The 17,609-nt window shown below is 65.4% G+C and carries 13 protein-coding genes; 9 read left to right on the plus strand and 4 right to left on the minus strand.

Annotated elements, in window-relative coordinates; genetic code table 11:
- Positions 1-19 precede the first annotated feature (19 nt).
- On the plus strand, positions 20-823 hold the full coding sequence (gene phnX / locus QFZ94_RS20710; protein ID WP_368586959.1) for a phosphonoacetaldehyde hydrolase: 804 nt from the start codon (positions 20-22) through the stop codon (positions 821-823).
- Between the two features lie 18 nt (positions 824-841).
- Here the strand turns inward: phnX and QFZ94_RS20715 are convergent, their stop codons facing one another.
- Both QFZ94_RS20715 and QFZ94_RS20720 read right to left on the minus strand, forming a co-directional pair.
- A complete protein-coding gene (locus tag QFZ94_RS20715; protein WP_429459166.1) occupies positions 842-1,771 on the minus strand; it encodes a LysR family transcriptional regulator in 930 nt (309 codons plus the stop codon).
- 62 nt (positions 1,772-1,833) lie between these two features.
- The gene (locus QFZ94_RS20720) at positions 1,834-3,051 is read right to left on the minus strand and encodes an amidohydrolase family protein (RefSeq protein WP_429459168.1); all 1,218 of its coding nucleotides are present in this window, start codon (positions 3,049-3,051) and stop codon (positions 1,834-1,836) included.
- 309 nt (positions 3,052-3,360) lie between these two features.
- Between QFZ94_RS20720 and argG the strand changes: the two genes are divergently transcribed.
- The 6 genes from argG to QFZ94_RS20750 all read left to right on the plus strand — a co-directional run bounded on the left by argG (position 3,361) and on the right by QFZ94_RS20750 (position 12,373).
- A complete protein-coding gene (gene argG / locus QFZ94_RS20725; protein ID WP_429459170.1) occupies positions 3,361-4,695 on the plus strand; it encodes an argininosuccinate synthase in 1,335 nt (444 codons plus the stop codon).
- 179 nt (positions 4,696-4,874) lie between these two features.
- Positions 4,875-5,906: a sensor domain-containing diguanylate cyclase gene (locus QFZ94_RS20730; RefSeq protein ID WP_429459172.1), complete on the plus strand. Its 1,032-nt coding sequence runs from the start codon at positions 4,875-4,877 to the stop codon at positions 5,904-5,906.
- 134 nt (positions 5,907-6,040) lie between these two features.
- Positions 6,041-7,582: a transglycosylase SLT domain-containing protein gene (locus QFZ94_RS20735; RefSeq protein WP_429459174.1), complete on the plus strand. Its 1,542-nt coding sequence runs from the start codon at positions 6,041-6,043 to the stop codon at positions 7,580-7,582.
- Positions 7,583-7,686: 104 nt separating this feature from the next.
- Entirely contained in the window at positions 7,687-8,181 is a 495-nt protein-coding gene (locus QFZ94_RS20740; protein WP_429459176.1) for a RidA family protein, read from the plus strand.
- 37 nt (positions 8,182-8,218) lie between these two features.
- A complete protein-coding gene (locus tag QFZ94_RS20745) occupies positions 8,219-10,042 on the plus strand; it encodes an FAD-dependent oxidoreductase (RefSeq protein ID WP_429459178.1) in 1,824 nt (607 codons plus the stop codon).
- A 270-nt stretch (positions 10,043-10,312) separates the two neighbouring features.
- Positions 10,313-12,373, plus strand: a complete 2,061-nt coding sequence (locus QFZ94_RS20750; protein ID WP_429461872.1) for a D-(-)-3-hydroxybutyrate oligomer hydrolase — start codon at positions 10,313-10,315, stop codon at positions 12,371-12,373.
- Between the two features lie 78 nt (positions 12,374-12,451).
- Here the strand turns inward: QFZ94_RS20750 and gcvA are convergent, their stop codons facing one another.
- A complete protein-coding gene (gene gcvA / locus QFZ94_RS20755) occupies positions 12,452-13,342 on the minus strand; it encodes a transcriptional regulator GcvA (RefSeq protein ID WP_429459180.1) in 891 nt (296 codons plus the stop codon).
- 120 nt (positions 13,343-13,462) lie between these two features.
- Between gcvA and QFZ94_RS20760 the strand changes: the two genes are divergently transcribed.
- Together QFZ94_RS20760 and QFZ94_RS20765 are read left to right on the plus strand one after the other, a co-directional pair.
- On the plus strand, positions 13,463-14,305 hold the full coding sequence (locus tag QFZ94_RS20760; RefSeq protein WP_429459182.1) for an EamA family transporter: 843 nt from the start codon (positions 13,463-13,465) through the stop codon (positions 14,303-14,305).
- A gap of 144 nt (positions 14,306-14,449) precedes the next feature.
- Positions 14,450-14,728, plus strand: coding sequence for a hypothetical protein (locus QFZ94_RS20765; protein ID WP_429459184.1), 279 nt, complete (start codon positions 14,450-14,452; stop codon positions 14,726-14,728).
- A gap of 7 nt (positions 14,729-14,735) precedes the next feature.
- Here the strand turns inward: QFZ94_RS20765 and QFZ94_RS20770 are convergent, their stop codons facing one another.
- Positions 14,736-17,606: an Hsp70 family protein gene (locus QFZ94_RS20770; RefSeq protein ID WP_429459186.1), complete on the minus strand. Its 2,871-nt coding sequence runs from the start codon at positions 17,604-17,606 to the stop codon at positions 14,736-14,738.
- Positions 17,607-17,609: the final 3 nt, after the last annotated feature.

The following is a 17,609-nucleotide window of genomic DNA, read 5'->3' on the forward strand; positions in this document are numbered from 1 at the left end:
TTCCCGGGGATTCAAGCAGATGAAATACGTGAAGGCAGTGATTTTCGATTGGGCCGGCACGGTGGTCGACTACGGTTCACGCGCGCCGATGGGCGCCTTCGTCGAGACCTTCGAGCAGTTCGGCGTGCCGATCACGATCGACGAAGCACGCGGCCCGATGGGTATGGCGAAGCGGCCGCATATCGCGGCGCTGATGGCGCTGCCGCGCGTCGCGCAGGCTTGGGCCGAGCGTCACGGCCATACACCGACCGACGCCGATATCGACGCCGTGTACGACGTGTTCGTGCCGAAGAACATCGCGGTCGCAGCGAGCTATAGCGCGGTGATCCCTGGCGTCGCCGAGGTCGCGAGCGCACTGCGTCACGACGATATCCGCATCGGCACGACCACCGGCTATACCCGCGAGATCATCGACGAAATCGTGCCGGGCGCGGCCGCGCAGGGCTTCTCGCCGGACAGCATCGTGTGCACCGGCGATACGCCGGAAGGGCGGCCGTCCCCGTATATGATCTACCGGACGCTGCCGCAACTCGGCGTATGGCGCGCGAAAGAGGCGATCAAGGTCGACGACACCGAGGTCGGCATCGAAGAGGGCATCAACGGCGGCACGTGGGCGGTCGGCGTCGCGGTGAGCGGCAACGCGTTCGGCATGAGCGAGGCCGAGGTGAAGGCGCTGCCGGCCGACGAATTCGCCGCGCGCCGCACCGCCGCGATCGATAGGTTGAAGGCGGCGGGCGCGCATTACGTGATCGACAGCGTCGCGGATCTGATGCCGGTCGTCTACGACATCGACGCGCGGCTCGCGCGCGGCGAGCGGCCTTGAAGCGTCAACCCGATAACGTCACTTGAAGAAGCCGACCGCGAGATCGATGAACTCGCGCACCTTGCGCGGCACGAACTCGCGGCTCGGGTACACAAGCGACACGGCCACGTCGCCATTGAGCACCGCATAGCCGTCGAGCACGCGTACCAGCGTGCCGGCGCGCAATTCGTCCTCGACCATTTCGAGCGGCAGCAGCGCGATGCCCATCGCGCCGAGCGCGGCCTGCTTCTGCATGATCATGCTGTTGACCGTGAACGACGCATCGATCGCGATGCTCTCGCCACTGTCGTCGCCGCCCCCGCTCGCGCTTTCGGCGTCGCCGTCACCCTTGCGGAAAATCCACATCGTGCCGGTCGTGTCGAACGGCGCGGCGATCAGCCGATGCCTCCCCAGCTCGGCCGGCGTTTGCGGACGACCGGCCTGCGCCAGATACGCGGCCGCGGCCACCGGCACCGCGTGCGAGTTGATCAGACGCCGTACCACCAGCGACTCCGAGCGGATCATATGCTCGGTCACGATGCCGACATCGAAGCCGCCTTCGAGCAGATCGACGCGCTTTTCCGTCAGCGTGACGCGCAGGTTCACCTGCGGAAAGCGCGCCTGATATTCGGCGAACAGCGGCGTCAGCCGGAACAGCGAAAAACTGCCGAGCGCGACAATGCGCAGGTCGCCGGCCACTTCGCGCGACGCCGTGGTCGCGCGCGATTCCACTTCCTCCAGTTCCGCCAGCAGCACGCGGCAACCGTCCGCGTATTGCGCCCCGGCCTCGGTGAGCACAACCTTGCGCGTGGTGCGTTGAAACAGCCGAATGCCGAGATGCTGTTCGAGGCTCGACACATGGCGCGTGACGACCGACGTAGACACGTTCAGTTGCGCGGCGGCCTGCGCGAAGCTGCCGACATCGGCGACTTTGACGAAGGCCTGCATGGCCTGAAAAAGATTGATCATCTGAGTGCAAGAAACGTCTTTGTTGTTGCGCACGGCGGGGCCGCGTTCGCGCCCATCCTGAACTACCGCGCGACCAGCGCGCCATCGCGCGCGACGATGCGGCCGTTGGCGACCACCAGCTTGCGCACCGGCCGCGCGACGAGCGCATGCGCGAGCGTGTCGGCGTCGACCAGCACGAGATCGGCGCGCGCGCCCGGCTGCAAACCGTAAGCCTCGAATCCGCAGGCGCGCGCGGCGACGCCGCTGACGCAATCGAACGCGAGCGCGAGATCGTCGTCGCGGCGCAGGCCGTAGCGCATCGCGATCAGCATCGCCCGTTCCAGCATGTCGGGCGAGCCGTACGGCGTCCACGTGTCGCGAATCCCGTCGTTGCCGCCGAACAGCGTGACGCCGTGCGCGCGGCAAGCGGTGAGCGGCGGCACCGGCACCGACGGCGGCGCGGTGGTCAGCAGCGCGACGCGCAGCTCGGCGATACGCGCGAGCAGCGCATCGCGTTCGCGCTCGGGCAGCGCGCCGAGACAGAACGCGTGGCTGACCACTACTTGCCCCTGCATGCCGTGCGCGGCGACGCGATCGAGCAGCAAACCGAACGTGAACGCGCCGATTTCGCCGGGCTCGTGCAGATGAATGTCGATCGGCTTGCGGTGACGCTCGGCGAGCGCGAAGGTCAGATCGAGCGACTTCACCGGATCGCCGTCGATCAGCGCGGGATCGAGCGCGCCGAGCACGTCGGCGCCCGCGGCCAGCGCGCGATCGAGCAGCGCGTCGGTGCCGGGCCGGCCGAGCAGACCCGATTGCGGAAACGCGACGATCTGCAGGTCGAGCACGTCGCGCAGCGTGTCGCGCGTGGCCAGCACGCCGTCGAGATGGCGCAGGCCCGCGTCGGTGTCGATATCGACGTGCGTGCGCACCCGCGTCGTGCCGGCCGCCAGGAACGCGCGAGCGAGCGCGAGCGATTGCGCGCCCGCGTCGTGGCCGCTTTCGGCGCGCCAGCGGCGCTCGTTTTCGATCCGGTCGGTCAGCTTCGGTCCGACTTCGTTGCGATACCAGCGCAAGCCCCAGTTGGTCTTGTCCAGATGCGTATGCCCTTCGACGAAACCTGGCAGCAGCAGCGCGTCGCCGCCGTCCTCGACGGGCACACCGGGCTCGCGCGGCAGAGCGGCGCCGAGCGCGGCGATCCGGCCATCGACCATCGACACCTCGACGCGCTTGCCGTCGGCGAGACGCACGTTGGTGATCAGCGAGGCGTTCGTCGTGGGGCGTGGAGTGGTCGTGGTCATGAGCGGTAGGCAAGGGGAGTGAACGGGGTGCACGGGGTGCAAGGGAGACGCGGCCGGTGCGTTGACGCAACCCGCGATGCTACCCCGAGACGATCATAAATCGCTCCCCGTTACGGCTGATAACGCGTGAATTGATCCGGGAATTCGACGCGCCGAGATCGCGGCGGAGGGCCGCGCCGACCGGCAAAATCCAAGGCCGGACGGCGGTTCGCGGTATACTCCCGCGTAACTTGCCTGATCGCCAGGCTTGCCCGATACCTAGCTGTTACCCCCAAATCTCCCCGTACGTCGAGTTTAACGCTACTGCTTATGAGTACAATCCTTGAAAGTCTTCCGATCGGCCAGAAGGTCGGTATCGCGTTTTCCGGCGGCCTCGACACCAGCGCCGCGCTGCACTGGATGCGCAAGAAGGGCGCCGTGCCGTATGCCTACACGGCCAACCTCGGTCAGCCCGACGAAGACGATTACGATTCGATCCCGCGTCGCGCCACGCAATATGGCGCCGAAGGCGCGCGCCTGATCGACTGCCGCGCGCAACTGGTCGCGGAAGGCATCGCGGCGCTGCAGTGCGGCGCGTTCCATATCTCGACGGCGGGCGTCACCTACTTCAACACCACGCCGATCGGCCGCGCCGTGACCGGCACGATGCTGGTTGCCGCGATGAAGGAAGACGGCGTCAACATCTGGGGTGACGGCAGCACGTACAAGGGCAACGACATCGAGCGTTTCTACCGCTACGGTCTGCTCGTCAATCCGAACCTGCAGATCTACAAGCCGTGGCTCGACCAGCTGTTCATCGACGAACTCGGCGGCCGCGCGGAAATGTCCGAGTTCATGCGCCAGTCGGGCTTCGACTACAAGATGTCCGCTGAAAAGGCCTATTCGACCGACTCGAACCTGCTCGGCGCGACGCACGAAGCAAAAGATCTCGAAAGCCTCGAGTCCGGCATCAAGATCGTCAACCCGATCATGGGCGTCGCGTTCTGGCGCGACGACGTGCAGATCGCCAGGGAAGAAGTGACGATCCGCTTCGAGGAAGGCCAGCCGGTCGCGCTGAACGGCCAGACGTGCCCGAACGCAGTCGAACTGCTGCTCGAAGCGAACCGTATCGGCGGCCGTCATGGTCTCGGCATGAGCGACCAGATCGAGAACCGCATCATCGAGGCGAAGAGCCGCGGCATCTACGAAGCTCCGGGCCTCGCGCTGCTCAATATCGCTTACGAGCGTCTCGTCACCGGTATCCACAACGAAGACACGATGGAGCAATTCCGCGAGAACGGCCGCCGCCTCGGCCGTCTGCTGTACCAGGGCCGCTGGTTCGATCCGCAGGCGATCATGCTGCGTGAAACCGCGCAGCGCTGGGTCGCGCGCGCGATCACCGGCGAAGTGACCGTCGAGCTGCGCCGCGGCAACGACTACTCGATCCTCAGCACGAAGTCGCCGAACCTCACGTATCAGCCCGAGCGTCTGTCGATGGAGAAGGTCGCTTCGACGTTCTCGCCGCGCGACCGCATCGGCCAGCTGACGATGCGCAACCTCGACATCAAGGACACGCGCGACAAGCTGCGCATTTACTCGCAGGCGGGTCTGCTGTCGTCGAACGAAACGTCGGCGCTGCCGCAGGTGAAGGGCGACAAGGAATAAAGCGGCGCGTCCGACTACCTGAACGTCGCATCGATCGATGGGCCGGCTCGCGAGAGCCGGCCCATTTTCTTTGGGGCCGCCGGATGCGCCCCGGCGCGTGCGCGCGGTCCCACATTCTGTGCTCAAGTTTGGCCTGCCTATGCCGTTGACATAAGCTAAGCCCATTCTGGAACCCTTCCGTGCAACTCGCTCACAGTATCGACCGCCTCGCCAGCCGGATGCCAGTCGACTCGACCGCCGGCGGCGAACCCGAGGTGGAGTCTTCGGTCATCGAGTGGCTGTTGCACGACGACCAGGTGATGCGCGAGTGTTTCACGCACGCGGCGGAGATTCTGAAGAGCGTGACCGGCGCGGCGATTACCGCGATCGTGCTGCTCGACGAGGAGTATCAGCACTATCGCGCCGAGGTCGGCATGGCGATGCCGCTCGTCACGCGCGCGCGTTCGCTCGCCGACTACGCGGTGCGCGACGCCGATCTGTTCGTGATCGAGGATGCGCACAACGACAGCCGCTTTGGCGAATGCATGCTGGTCAAGCGTCATCCGTTCGTGCGCTTTTACGCAGCGATCGCGCTACGCGCGCCGAACGGCGAGATCGTCGGCGCGCTGTGCGCGATGGACCCGGCACCGGGCCAGCTCGATGCGGGCCAGCGCGGCGTGTTCCACTACCTGCGCGCGATGATCGAAAACGATCTGAAAATGCGCACAGCCACCGCGATCGATCCGCTCACGCAGTTGTACAACCGGCGCTTTCTGCTCGAAACCATCGCGCGACGCTGGAAGGAGGCGCGCGACGGCGACGTGATGGGCTCGGTGGTCGTCGACGTCGACTGGTTCAAGCAGTACAACGACACCTACGGCCATCAGGCCGGCGATCATTGTCTGCGGCTGGTCGCCTCGGTGATGCAGGCCGCCGCCGACAGCGTGCAGTTCGTGGTCGGGCGCATGGGCGGCGAGGAGTTCGGACTGCTGGTGCTCGAAGCGCAGAGCTCGAAGCTCGAAGACACGCTCGAAACGCTGCGCCAGGGCGTGGCGGATCTCGCGATCGAACATCGCGCGTCGCCGCTCGGGGTGGTGACGGTCAGCATTGGCGCGTCGCTTACGCGCATCAGCGAGCTGTCGCGGCCCGCGCACCGGGACGGTTTCGCGAGCGCGGACCGGGCGTTGTATCGCTCGAAGCATAATGGGCGAAATCGTGTGACGATGGCGTAGCTCTATCTTCAGTCGTGGCGGCGGCACGGCTTATAGGACCAACGTCCCATTTCCAACCGTTGCCATCGTGGCAATATCGAAGCGCGTAGTGAACGTCGACGCAGTCGCCGGGTGCGGCAGCAGGGCTTTTTACGATGCGCATCATTCAAACGTTGCTGTTCATCGCGGCGTTCTGCTCAGGCATGACCGTCGGCGCTGCGACGTGCGTCGCCGCCCAAACTGCAGCCGCGCAGCCGGCCGCCTCGTCGGCCGTTCCCGTTCCGGCAGCCCCAGTTGCCCCGGCCTCGACTCCCGCCGCGCGTCGTATCGATCTCGGCAATCAACCGTTCACCGGGGATTTCGACGCCATGCTCGACCGGCGTCTGATCCGCGTACTGGTTCCCTACAGTCGAACGCTCTATGTGAATGAGCAAGGCCACGAGCGTGGGCTGACCGCCGGCCTGATGCGGGACTTCGAGCGTTATCTGAACAGGAAGTACCAGGCGACGCTCGGCAAACGTCCACTCACGCTGGTGATCATTCCGACGACGCGCGACCAGTTGCTCCCAGGGCTGATAGCGGGCCGGGGCGACATCGCCGCAGGCAATCTGACGGTCACGGAGGCCCGCCTGAAGCAGGTCGACTTCGTGTCGCCGCGTGACCGGACAGCAGTACGCGAAGTGGTCGTGACCGGGCCGAAGTCGCCAGCCCTCGCGAAGCTCGACGACCTGAGCGGCAAGACGGTCCACGTGCGACCGAGCAGCAGCTATTACGAGAGCCTGAACGCGTTGAACGCACGGTTCGCCAGGGAACGCAAAGCCCCCGTGAAGCTCGTACCGCTGCCCGACGCGCTCGAAGACGAGGACGCGATGGAGATGCTCAATGCCGGGCTGGTCCAGATCCTCGTCGTGGACGACTGGAAGGCGAAGGTATGGGCGCCGATACTGCCGGGAATCGTCGTGCACAACGACATGGCGGTGCGCGACGCAGGCTACATCGGCTGGGCGGTCCGCTTCAAAAGCCCCAAACTGCAGGACGCGATCAACGACTTCTACCTGAATTACGTGAAAAAGCAGAGTGTCGCGGAAGTCCGTCTGCAGCAGGAAATGAAGCGCATCAAGCAGATCTCCAACAATACGGAGTCAGCGGAGCTGAAGCGATTCAAACAGACGGTTAGCCTCTTCGAAAAATACGGCGCGCAATACGGCTTCGATCCGCTCTTGCTTGCGGCTCAGGGCTATCAGGAATCGCAGTTGAACCAGAGTGCGCGCAGTCACGTGGGAGCCATCGGCATCATGCAGCTGATGCCAGCCACGGGGAAGGAACTTGCGGTTGGCGACATCAGGGTGGCGGAGTCCAACGTTCATGCGGGAGCAAAATATCTCGACGTGCTGATGGCCCGTTACTTTCCCGATGCCCACTTCTCGGAAAGAGACCGCTCGCTGTTCGCATTCGCGAGCTACAACGCAGGACCCGCAAACATCGCCAAAATGCGCAAGGAGGCGGCGGCGCGCGGTCTCGATCCGAACAAGTGGTTCAACAATGTCGAAATCGTGGTCGCCGAGAAAATCGGCATCGAGCCCACCACGTACGTGCGCAATGTCTTCAAATATTACGTTGCGTACCGGCTCGTCCGGGAGGCCGAGGCGGCACGTGCTCGCGCTATCGGGCAGATGCGCAAGCAGGGTGGAACGTAAGGGAAGTACTCGTCTGAAAGCGCTGTCAACGCAGCGACGCTGCTGCGTGATCATCGAGGCGCGCGCCCGAATAAGGCCGTTGGGCATTCACGCGGAGTCTGAACATGTCGACCATTGAAGATCGCTTGCACGCGCTTGGCTACGTCCTACCGGAGCCATTGCAGCTTCCTCCGGGATTGGCGCTTCCTTTTCCATGGGTGCGGGTAGTCGGCAACAGGGCTTGCATCTCGGGCCATGGACCGACCAACGCGGACGGCTCGCTGGCCGAGCCACTTGGCAAGGTGGGTAGTCAGGTCTCGCAGGAGCAAGCGTTCGTGGCGGCTCGCCTCACCGCCCTCGCTATTCTCGGCAGCCTGAAGCGCGAGCTCGGAAGTCTGGAGCGCATCGCGTGTTGGACGCGAGTGTTCGGGATGGTCAATTCGGCACCCGGGTTCAACCGGCAGCCTGCCGTGATCAACGGCTTCTCGGAACTGATACTGGCTGTCTTTGGCGAGGAGCGCGGCGCTCACGCTCGCAGCGCGGTGGGGATGGCCGAGCTTCCCTTCAACATTCCCGTGGAGATCGAGGGTGAAATCGAACTGCTTCCACGAGACGCCTGAGCGCTTGCATCGAGCGAGGCGGTGAAGGAGCGCCACGGTGAAGCGGCGTGATCTGATCCGGTGGCTTGCGGCTGTCCCGCTGTTTCCCTCTGTCTGGCCGTTGCTTCGGCTCGATGCCGCTCACGCTGCGCAGAACCCGCGACGCGTGCGTCCGGGTGAACCGGGATGGCCCACGCCTTCGGACTGGGCGCGACTGAAACAGCAGGTGGATGGCTACCTGATCCGACCGGAGTCACCACTCGAGCCCTGTCGTGAATCGCCCGACAACGCCGAGTGCCTTGCGCTCTTCCGTGAACTCAAGAATCCGTACTTCATCGGCGACAGTCCCGTCTTGACGCAGACCTGCGAGTGGGTTGGCGCGTGGAAAGCCGAACCGAGTGCCTACGTAGTCGCGGCGACAAAGGTCGAACATGTGGCGGCGGCCGTCAACTTCGCGCGTGAACGCAAGCTTCGCGTCGTTGTGCGCGGCGCAGGACATTCCTATCTTGGCACTTCGAACGCACCGGATTCCTTGATGATATGGACACGCGCGATGAACGAGATCAGGAATCACGATGCTTTCGTTCCGAGCGGTTGTGACGGGATCATTCCACCCGGATCCGCGGTAAGCGTCGGGGCAGGGGCGATCTGGATGCATACCTACGAAGCCGTTACCGGCGGTGTGGGTCGATATGTACAGGGCGGCGGTTGTGGAACAGTGGGCGTCGCAGGACTGATTCAAGGCGGAGGTTTTGGAACGCACTCCAAACAATTCGGCATTGCATCGTCTTCACTGCTCGAAGCGGAGGTCGTCACTGCGGACGGTGTGGTCAGGGTCGTCAACGCGCGAAGAGAACCGGATCTTTTCTGGGCCTTGAAAGGCGGGGGCGGCGGCACCTTCGGCGTGGTCAGCCGTTTGACGTTGCGCACGCACGAACTGCCGGAGGTGTTCGGCCTCGTATCGTGCGCAGTCGTGGCCCGCTCCGATATCGCGTACCAACGCTTGCTAGGCCGGTTCGTCGCGCTTTACGCCGATCGCCTATGCAATCGCCACTGGGGTGAACTCGTCACGCTGCTGCCGGGCAAGCGTCTGCGCATCGCCATGAGCTTTCAGGGACTCGGCAAAGAAGAGGTCGCCGCGCTGTGGCAGCCGTTCTGGGACTGGATTGCATTGCAGGACGACCTGACCATGACGGCGGCGCCATCGATCGTCGCCGGTCCGGGGAGGATACGCTGGGACGGGAAGGCGCTCGCGCGGTACGTGCCCGGCCTGGTCCGTTTCGATGACCGGCCCGGCGCGCCAGACGCCAATTTCTTCTGGACCCAGAATCTCGCCGAGGCCGGTCATGTGATCCACAGCTTCGACTCGCTGTGGTTGCCCGCCGCAATGCTGACGCGCGAGCGCCAACCCGAACTCGTCGATGCGCTGATGGGCGCTACGCGCTATTGGCCTGTCGAACTTCATTTTCAGAAAGGGCTCGCCGGCGCGCCTGTCGACGTGATTGCCGCCGGCCTGCAAACGCCCGTCAATCCAGTCGTGGCGGAATCGTTCGCCTTGGCCATCCTCGCGAGCGAGGGGCCACCGGCATTCGACGGACTGACCGGTCACGAGCCCGACGTTGCGAAGGCACAGCGAGATACGAAGCTGATCGCTCTGGCCATCGACGAACTCAGGAAGCTTGCACCTGCAGACGGCGCATATGTCGCTGAGAGCAGCTATTTTCAGCAAAACTGGCAAGCCGCGTATTGGGGGGCCAACTATGCGCGTCTGCTTTCGATCAAGAAACGTTACGATCCGCACGGAGTTTTCTTCGTTCGTCACGGTGTGGGCTCCGAAGACTGGAGCGACGACGGGTTCACCCGCATGGCCGATTCCGACTAGCCGGCCGGCTGTTTCGCGCGAATCCTGATGCTCGTTATGTGTCGGTAGGAGCGTGTATTGACTCCGGCGAAAGCTCAATGCACGCTAGCGATGCATCGGCATCCGAAGCATCTCTTTCTAGCGAACCTGATGAAGCGGGGTCGGTAATAAGTTCGGTGCCGTTGCCAATACAACGTCGTATAAATGACGGAGACAGAAAAGATGACAACACCGAAAAAGATCCCGGCGGCCATGCACAACCCTTGGAGGCTCACTACCGCGGCGACCCTGATGGCCTCCGCGATCGTACTGGCCGGCTGCGGCAGCAGCAACGACGACGGGCTGCAACCACCGCCGCCAAGCAACGTTCTGCCAGGCTTCATCAAAAGCGCGGTAACGACGAAATCTTATGACGGCAACAGCGATGATCTGCTGACCGCGGGCCTCGGCAAGACCGGCCTCGCGTCGGCGAGCGCGCCGGTCATCGCGAATGCCGCGCAACCTACGGCCGCCGAATTGCGGCGTCTCGCGATCTGGTCGAACTACCGGGCGCTCGTCGACATGACGGCGAACGGCGGCTATGGACGCTTCTGGGGTCCCAACGTCGACCTGAACGGCAACGACACGCTGGGCGAAGGCAAGATCGCGGGCAAGGAATACCTCGCCTATGCCGATGACGGCAGCGGTGCGCAGAACGTGAGCCTGCTCGTGCAGATTCCCACCAGCTTCAATCCAGACCAGCCGTGCATCGTCACCGCGACGTCGTCCGGTTCGCGCGGCGTGTACGGCGCGATTTCGGCGGCCGGCGAGTGGGGCTTGAAGCGCGGCTGCGCCGTGGCCTACACCGACAAGGGCAGCGGCAACGGCGCGCATGAACTGTCGACGAATCGCGTGACGCTGATCGACGGCACGTTGCAGGATGCGAGCTCAGCGGGCAAGGCGAGCCTCTTCACCGCGAAATTCGGCGGCACCACGCTGGCAACGTTCAACGGGCAGTTCCCGAACCGCTATGCGTTCAAGCATGCGCACTCGCAACAGAACCCCGAGCAGGACTGGGGCAAGAACACGTTGCAGGCGATCCAGTTCGCATATTGGGCGCTCAACGATTCGTTCGGCGCGTTGAATGGCACGACGCGCACGGTGCGCTATGCGAGCGGCAGCATCACGACGATCGCCGCGTCGGTCAGCAACGGCGGCGGCGCGTCGCTCGCGGCAGCCGAGCAGGACACGTCGGGGCTGATCACGGCAGTGGTCGTCGGCGAGCCGCAGATCAACATGCGGCTTACGCCGCAGGTGTCGGTCGCGCAGGGCGGCGTGCCGGTCGGCGCGTTCGGCGAACCGCTCGCCGATTACATGACGCTCGCGAACCTGCTGCAGCCGTGCGCCGCGCTCGCGCCGGCCGCGGCCGGCGCGCCGTATCTGACCGCGCTGCCGACCGCAACCACCACCGCGCTGCGCACCGCGCGTTGCGCGTCGCTCGCGGCGGCTGGCGTGATCGCGGGAGCGGATACGGTGACGCAGGCCACCAATGCGCTCGCGCTGCTGCATCAGCACGGCTATCAGACCGACTCGGACCTGCTGCAAGCGCCGATGTGGGACTCGCAGGCAGTGCCGGCCGTCGCGGTGACCTATGTGAATGCGTACGGCCGCGCCAGTGTGTCCGACAACCTGTGCGACTTCAGCTTCGGCACCACCAGCCCGACGGGCGCAGCCGGCGTGACGCCGGCGGTCTCGCCGATGCTGACGGTGTTCGGCAACGGCAATGGCGTGCCGCCGACCAACGGCATCAACCTCATCTACAACGCGGGCACCTCGGGCGCGGCCGATCATCGGCTTGCGACCGCCGATGCGAGCTACGCGGGCGCCGCATGCCTGCGCGCGCGGTGGATCGATGGTTTCCTGAATGCCAGCGTCGATGCGATCCGCGTAAATGCGAACCTGCATGGCAAGCCGACCATCATCGTGCAAGGACGCGCGGATGCGCTGGTGCCGATCAACCACGCGTCGCGGCCGTATCTGGGCTTGAACCAGGTGGCCGAGGGCGGCGCGAGCAAGCTGGCGCTTTACGAAGTCACGAACGGTCAGCACTTTGACGCGTTCCTCGGCGTCGCCGGTTTCGACACGCGTTTCGTGCCGTTGCACTACTACAATCTTCAGGCGCTCAACCTGATGTGGGCTCATCTGAAGAACGGCACGCCGCTGCCGCCGTCGCAGGTGATTCACACGATACCGCGCGGCGGTACGCCGGGAGCCGCACCGGCGCTGACCACGGCCAACCTGCCGGCGATCGCGGCGAGCCCGGGCGCCAATGCGATTTCCGCAACGAACGGTGCGGTGAACGTGCCGGATTGAGCGGCGCGTGCTGAAGCAATGCGTGCACACAGGCGAGCGCCTGTGTGCGCGTTGCCGTGAGACGACCTGCGTCTACGCTCAAGAACTCATCCCCTCGCGCTCGAGCCACGAACGGAACTGCACGACCAGTTCATCGCCAGATTTCTCATCCGCAATGTAAGTGCAGTAGCTGCGCGACCGCAGACGCGGACCGTCGAACGGTGCGACGAGCCGGCCAGCGGCGAGATCGTCGGAGACCAGCGCGGTCGGTCCCATCGCGACGCCGATGCCGTCGATGGCGGCCTGCAAGGTCAGATAGAAGTGATCGAAGGTCAACGTGGCGGCCGGCCTCAGCGCGGCAAGCTGCGTGCTCGCCAGCCAGTCGGGCCAAAGCCGCGGAAGACTCGAGGTGTGCAGCAACGTGTGTTGCCGCAAGTCGCCCGGCGATCGAAGCGGCACTCGCTGCAACAGCGCCGGACTGCAGACTGGCAGCCTCTCCTCCGACAGGAATGGCCGCATCGAATAGCCATAGAACGTGTCCGGGCCGCCCCGGATGACGATGTCGTAACTCTCTTTCAGACTCTCCAGCGGTCCGTTCGACGTTTCCACCTTCACCTCCACGTCGGGATGCCCGGCGCGGAATGTCGCCAGTCTCGGCACCAGCCAGCGCAACGTGAATGTGGCGGGTGCGTTGACGGACAGCGTCCGCGACAGCGTTTCGGGCACACCGTATCGCGCGGTTGCCTGCGACAGCTGTTCGAACAGCGGGCCGATTTCCTCCAGATAGGCTTTCGCCGCCGCCGTCAGCGTCACCCGCCGATGATGCCGTTTGAACAACGAGGCGCCGAGCCATTCCTCGAGCAGACGCACCTGCTGGCTCACCGCGCCGTGAGTCACGTGCAGTTCCACGGCGGCTTCCTTGAAGCTGCCGAGCCGGCCCGCGGCCTCGAAGGCCCGTAACGCATTGAGCGGAGGCAATACCCGTTTCATTTGCAAGAGTATTTCTAACGCAGGCGGCCAATTTATCTGGTTTGAGGGGCGACAACAAGATAGATATCCTTCCTGCTGTACCACTGATGCCATTCCCGCTCACTCTCGGCCCAAAACCCCATGCTTAGTTACACCGGTGGCATCGTGCTTTTTGCCGCGATGCTTCACGCGAGCTGGAACGCGATGCTGCACGGCAACCGCGACCGGTTCCTGTCCATGACGTGGATGAGCATCGCCATCGCGGCGGTCTCCACGCTCGTCGTGCTGGTCAACCCATTGCCAGCCAGCGCCTGCTGGCCCTACCTCGTCGCATCGGGGCTCGTGCATATCTTCTACAACGTGAGCCTCGTGCGGTCGTATCGACGCAACGACCTGGCGCTCGCGTATCCGATCGCGCGTGGCTCGTCGCCGCTGCTCGTCACGCTCGGCGCGGCGCTGTTCGCGCGTGAAGCGATCGGCCCGTTGCACGCGCTCGGGATCGCGATGATCTCGGGCGGCATCATCGCGATCGCGTTGCAGGGGCGGCACGTGTCGCGCGCGGGTGTGCTGAGCGCGCTGACGACCGGTGCGACGATTGCGCTCTATACCGTGATCGACGGCATCGGCGTCAGAATGTCCGACGGTCAGCCGCTGATCTACACCGCGTGGATGTTCATGTCCTATTGGCTGATGCCGTTGCTGTTCGTCGCAATTCGCGGCCTCACGCCGTTATGGACACCGGTACGTGCCGAGCCGCTGTCGGTGGGCTCGTCGCTCGTCGGCGGCCTGGTGTCGATCGCGGCGTATGGCATCGTGATCTGGGCGCTGCAGTCGGGCGCGATGGGTGCGGTGTCGGCGTTGCGCGAGACCAGCGTGGTGTTCGCGGTGCTGATCGGGCGGGTGTTTCTTGGAGAAGCGGTCAATGGCGGGCGCTGGCTCGCGTGCCTGGTCGTTGCGGCTGGAGCGGCATGTCTGGGGCTTTGACCGGACAGAGGATGCGGGTCGTTCATCACCGGCACCTGGCTCGATGTGACGGGTGGCAAGTAAGCCATGCGCCATTCGTCCGTAAGATTTCCTTAAGCTTCGGCTGATAGATAGCGGGTTCGACAATGGCAGACAAAAATTACGATGCCCCGTGGACCCAGATCCGGCCGACAGGCCGAAAAGAACCGTTACCGCTCGACCTACCTGCTCGAATTGGCGCGCGGCAGCTCGCACATTTCGAGCACGCTGGGCGCCGACAGCCAGCAAGCGGCGATCGCCGAAGTGCTGTGCGATTTTGGCCTCAAATACGGCAAGGACGAACTGCCGGTCTTTCGCGCGCTGCTCGCGGAAAGCCTCGAGGATCGTGGCAATCCGGACGCGGCGCGAGCGGTGCTGAGCTTCGCGTCATGCCAAACGGTCTAGCCGCTCTCTAGCCGCCGATCAGCTTCAACCCCACCGGCAGCGATTCGCCGAACACGCGACCTTCGTCGGCGTTATCGAGCGCGACGACTTCGCTGACCATCGTGATCCAGGCGCGCGGCGCGCTCGCCGCTTCGAGGCGTCGCACGACGCTCGCGCGCAATTCGTCGGCCAGGTCGCGCGAGCGATCGCCGGTCATGCGAGCGATCTGCACGGCCGCGAACGCGGCCGGGTCGACCTTCTTCCAGTCGAGCGCGAGGATTGCGTCGAGCCATTGCGCGGCGACGTCGGGCGGCACGACGCTGTGCGCGCTGCCGTAGAACGGCTGGCGCGCGCCGATCCGTCCGACCGCCCACCAGCTTTGATGGTTTTCCGCGGGCTTTTTCAGGCGCGTGAGCACCGCCTCGCCGAGTTCGATCTTGCGTTCCGCCGGAATCCGTTCGAGCGATGCGGACAGGCGCACCATATCGGCAAAGCCGGTCTTCGCGACATCGAACGGCAGCTTGTGACGCGATTGCGCGGCCTTCTGCAGATAGTCCATCGCGTCGAGCACACGCAGTTGCGCGTCTTCGCCGAGACCGCCGGCCGCGCGGCGCCACAACGTCCACCATTCGGACCACACCTGGCTGTCGGTCACGTATTGAATGCCGTCGTCGAACAGCGTCCACAGTTGCTCGACGCGCCATTCGTCGAGCGGATAGCCGAAGCCGGGCCGCACGCAATAGCCGGCCAGATTCAGCCACAGCCGCTCGTGATCGGCCGAGCGGCGCCGGCGCCGCGCGCGTTCCCACAGCGCGCCGAACAGTTCGCGCAGCAATGCGCTATTCCAGCCATCGCGCGGGCCGAGCAGATGTTCGAGCTGCGCGCGCAGGCGTTTGATTTCCTTCGGGTCGACGTTATGCGCGCGGGCGCCGAAGCAACGATCGATCAGTTCGATCGCGCGATCGAGCGCGGGGTGGCGTTGCGGCGCGCCATCGGCGGATAGGTCAACTTGCGCGTCGCCATGGCGCAGCTGGAACTCGAGCAGCCAGCGTTGCGACGGATCGTCCAGCTCGATGCAATGGACGTCGAGCGTGCCGACCTCGGTCAGCGACGTCGCGATGCGCACCGCGGTTTCGCGGGCGCGCTGGCCGTCGCGTGGCTGGACGATCGTCGCGATCGGCGGCAGGCGCACGAAGTCGCCGCCCGCGAGGTCGACCAGCTCGCCAGGCTGATACGCGGTGTCCGCGCTCGACGACACCAGGTGAAAGCGCACCGGATGCCCGAGCCGCAGCGCGAACGTGCGATCCTCGATCAGAATCTCGTGACCTTCCTCGGTGCCGCGCGGCAGCAGACAGATGCCGCGTTGCGCGGGCGCTGCGTCCGGCTCGGTGACGTCTTTGCCGGCAGGCGTTTCGTCGAGCAACAGAAAATAGCTGCGCGGCGAACCGCCGCCGATTTTCGGCGCGAATCCCGCGCGCGCGAGCGTATAGGCGACCGCGCCGCGCGCGACCGCGACGTCGGGGTTGTCGTTGTGCAGCACATGGAGCGGCGCGCCGCGCCAGCCGCCGAGCGTGTCGGCGAGACGTCGCGACAGCGCGTCGGCGCGGAACACGCCGCCGTTGAGCAGCAGCGTGTCGGGAACGGGCAGGGCGGCTGTGCCGGATGCGTCCGGCGCGCCGGAATCCGCGCCCAGGGCCTTGCGCGACTGCGCGGCGAAACGCTCGAGAAAGGCCGCGACATGCCGTGTGACCGCCGCATCGGTCGAGTACGGCAGGCCGAATTCGACGATCGCGCCGCGCGGGCGGCCCGGTCGCTGATCGGCGGCCACGCGCGGAAAGAATCCATCGACGATGATCTGCTCGACCTCGACGCGCGTGACCTGTGTGGTGCGCGCGCCGCCGATCAGCTTCGAGCCCGCGCCGAGCAATGTGACCGGCGCCGACTCGGGCGCCTGCGCGCCGAGCAACTGCTCCTTCGCGACGCGGCATCGCTCGACCAGCTGCGACAGGCTCGCCGCCGACAGCCGCTGCGGTGGCTGTGCGCCGCCACCGGCACCACCCAACAGCCGCGCCTCGACCAGATGCGCGAGCGCGAGGTCCATGTTGTCGCCGCCGAGCATCAGGTGATTGCCGACACCGACGCGTGTCAGGCGCGGCTCGCCGTCGTCGGTCAGGCCGACTTCGATCAGCGTCAGGTCCGTGGTGCCACCGCCGACGTCGCAAATCAGCACGAGCCGGGTCTGGGACAACTCATCGGCAAGCGTGTCGCGATGCCGGAACAGCCAGTCGTAGAACGCGGCCTGCGGCTCTTCCAGCAGCCGCAGCGACGGCAGTCCCGCGAGCCGTGCCGCTTCGACGGTCAGCGCGCGCGCGCCTTCGTCGAACGATGCGGGCACCGTCAGCACGACGTCCTGCTGTTCGAGCGGCGCCTTCGGAAAGTGCTGGTTCCACGCGGCGCGCACGTGCGCGAGGTAGCTCGCGCTCGCATCGAGCGGGGAGATTTTGCGCACGTCGTCGGGCGCGCCCCACGGCAGGATCGGCGCGACGCGATCGACCGACGCGTGCGACAGCCAACTTTTCGCGCTCGCGACGAGCCGCCCCGGCACCTGCGCGCCGAGCAGCCGCGCGAGCCGGCCGACCACGGCCGGTTGCCCGGTGTCCTTGCCGTGGTCCGACGCTGCCCGAGCACCGGCGGACCACGGCAACTGCAGATCGGCCGCGCTCAGCTCGCCGTCGGCCGCCTGATAGCGCACCGACGGCAACAGCGGCCGCGCGGCGACCTCGCCGGGGCTCACCAGCTGCTCGATCTCGAACACGCGGATCTGCTGCGATCCGGCTTCCGCGTACGCGAGCACCGTGTTGCTGGTGCCGAGATCGATGCCGACGCTGTACCGCTTCATGTC

It is taken from the genome of Paraburkholderia sp. JPY465 (genome assembly GCF_050436725.1).
GTDB lineage: Bacteria > Pseudomonadota > Gammaproteobacteria > Burkholderiales > Burkholderiaceae > Paraburkholderia > Paraburkholderia youngii.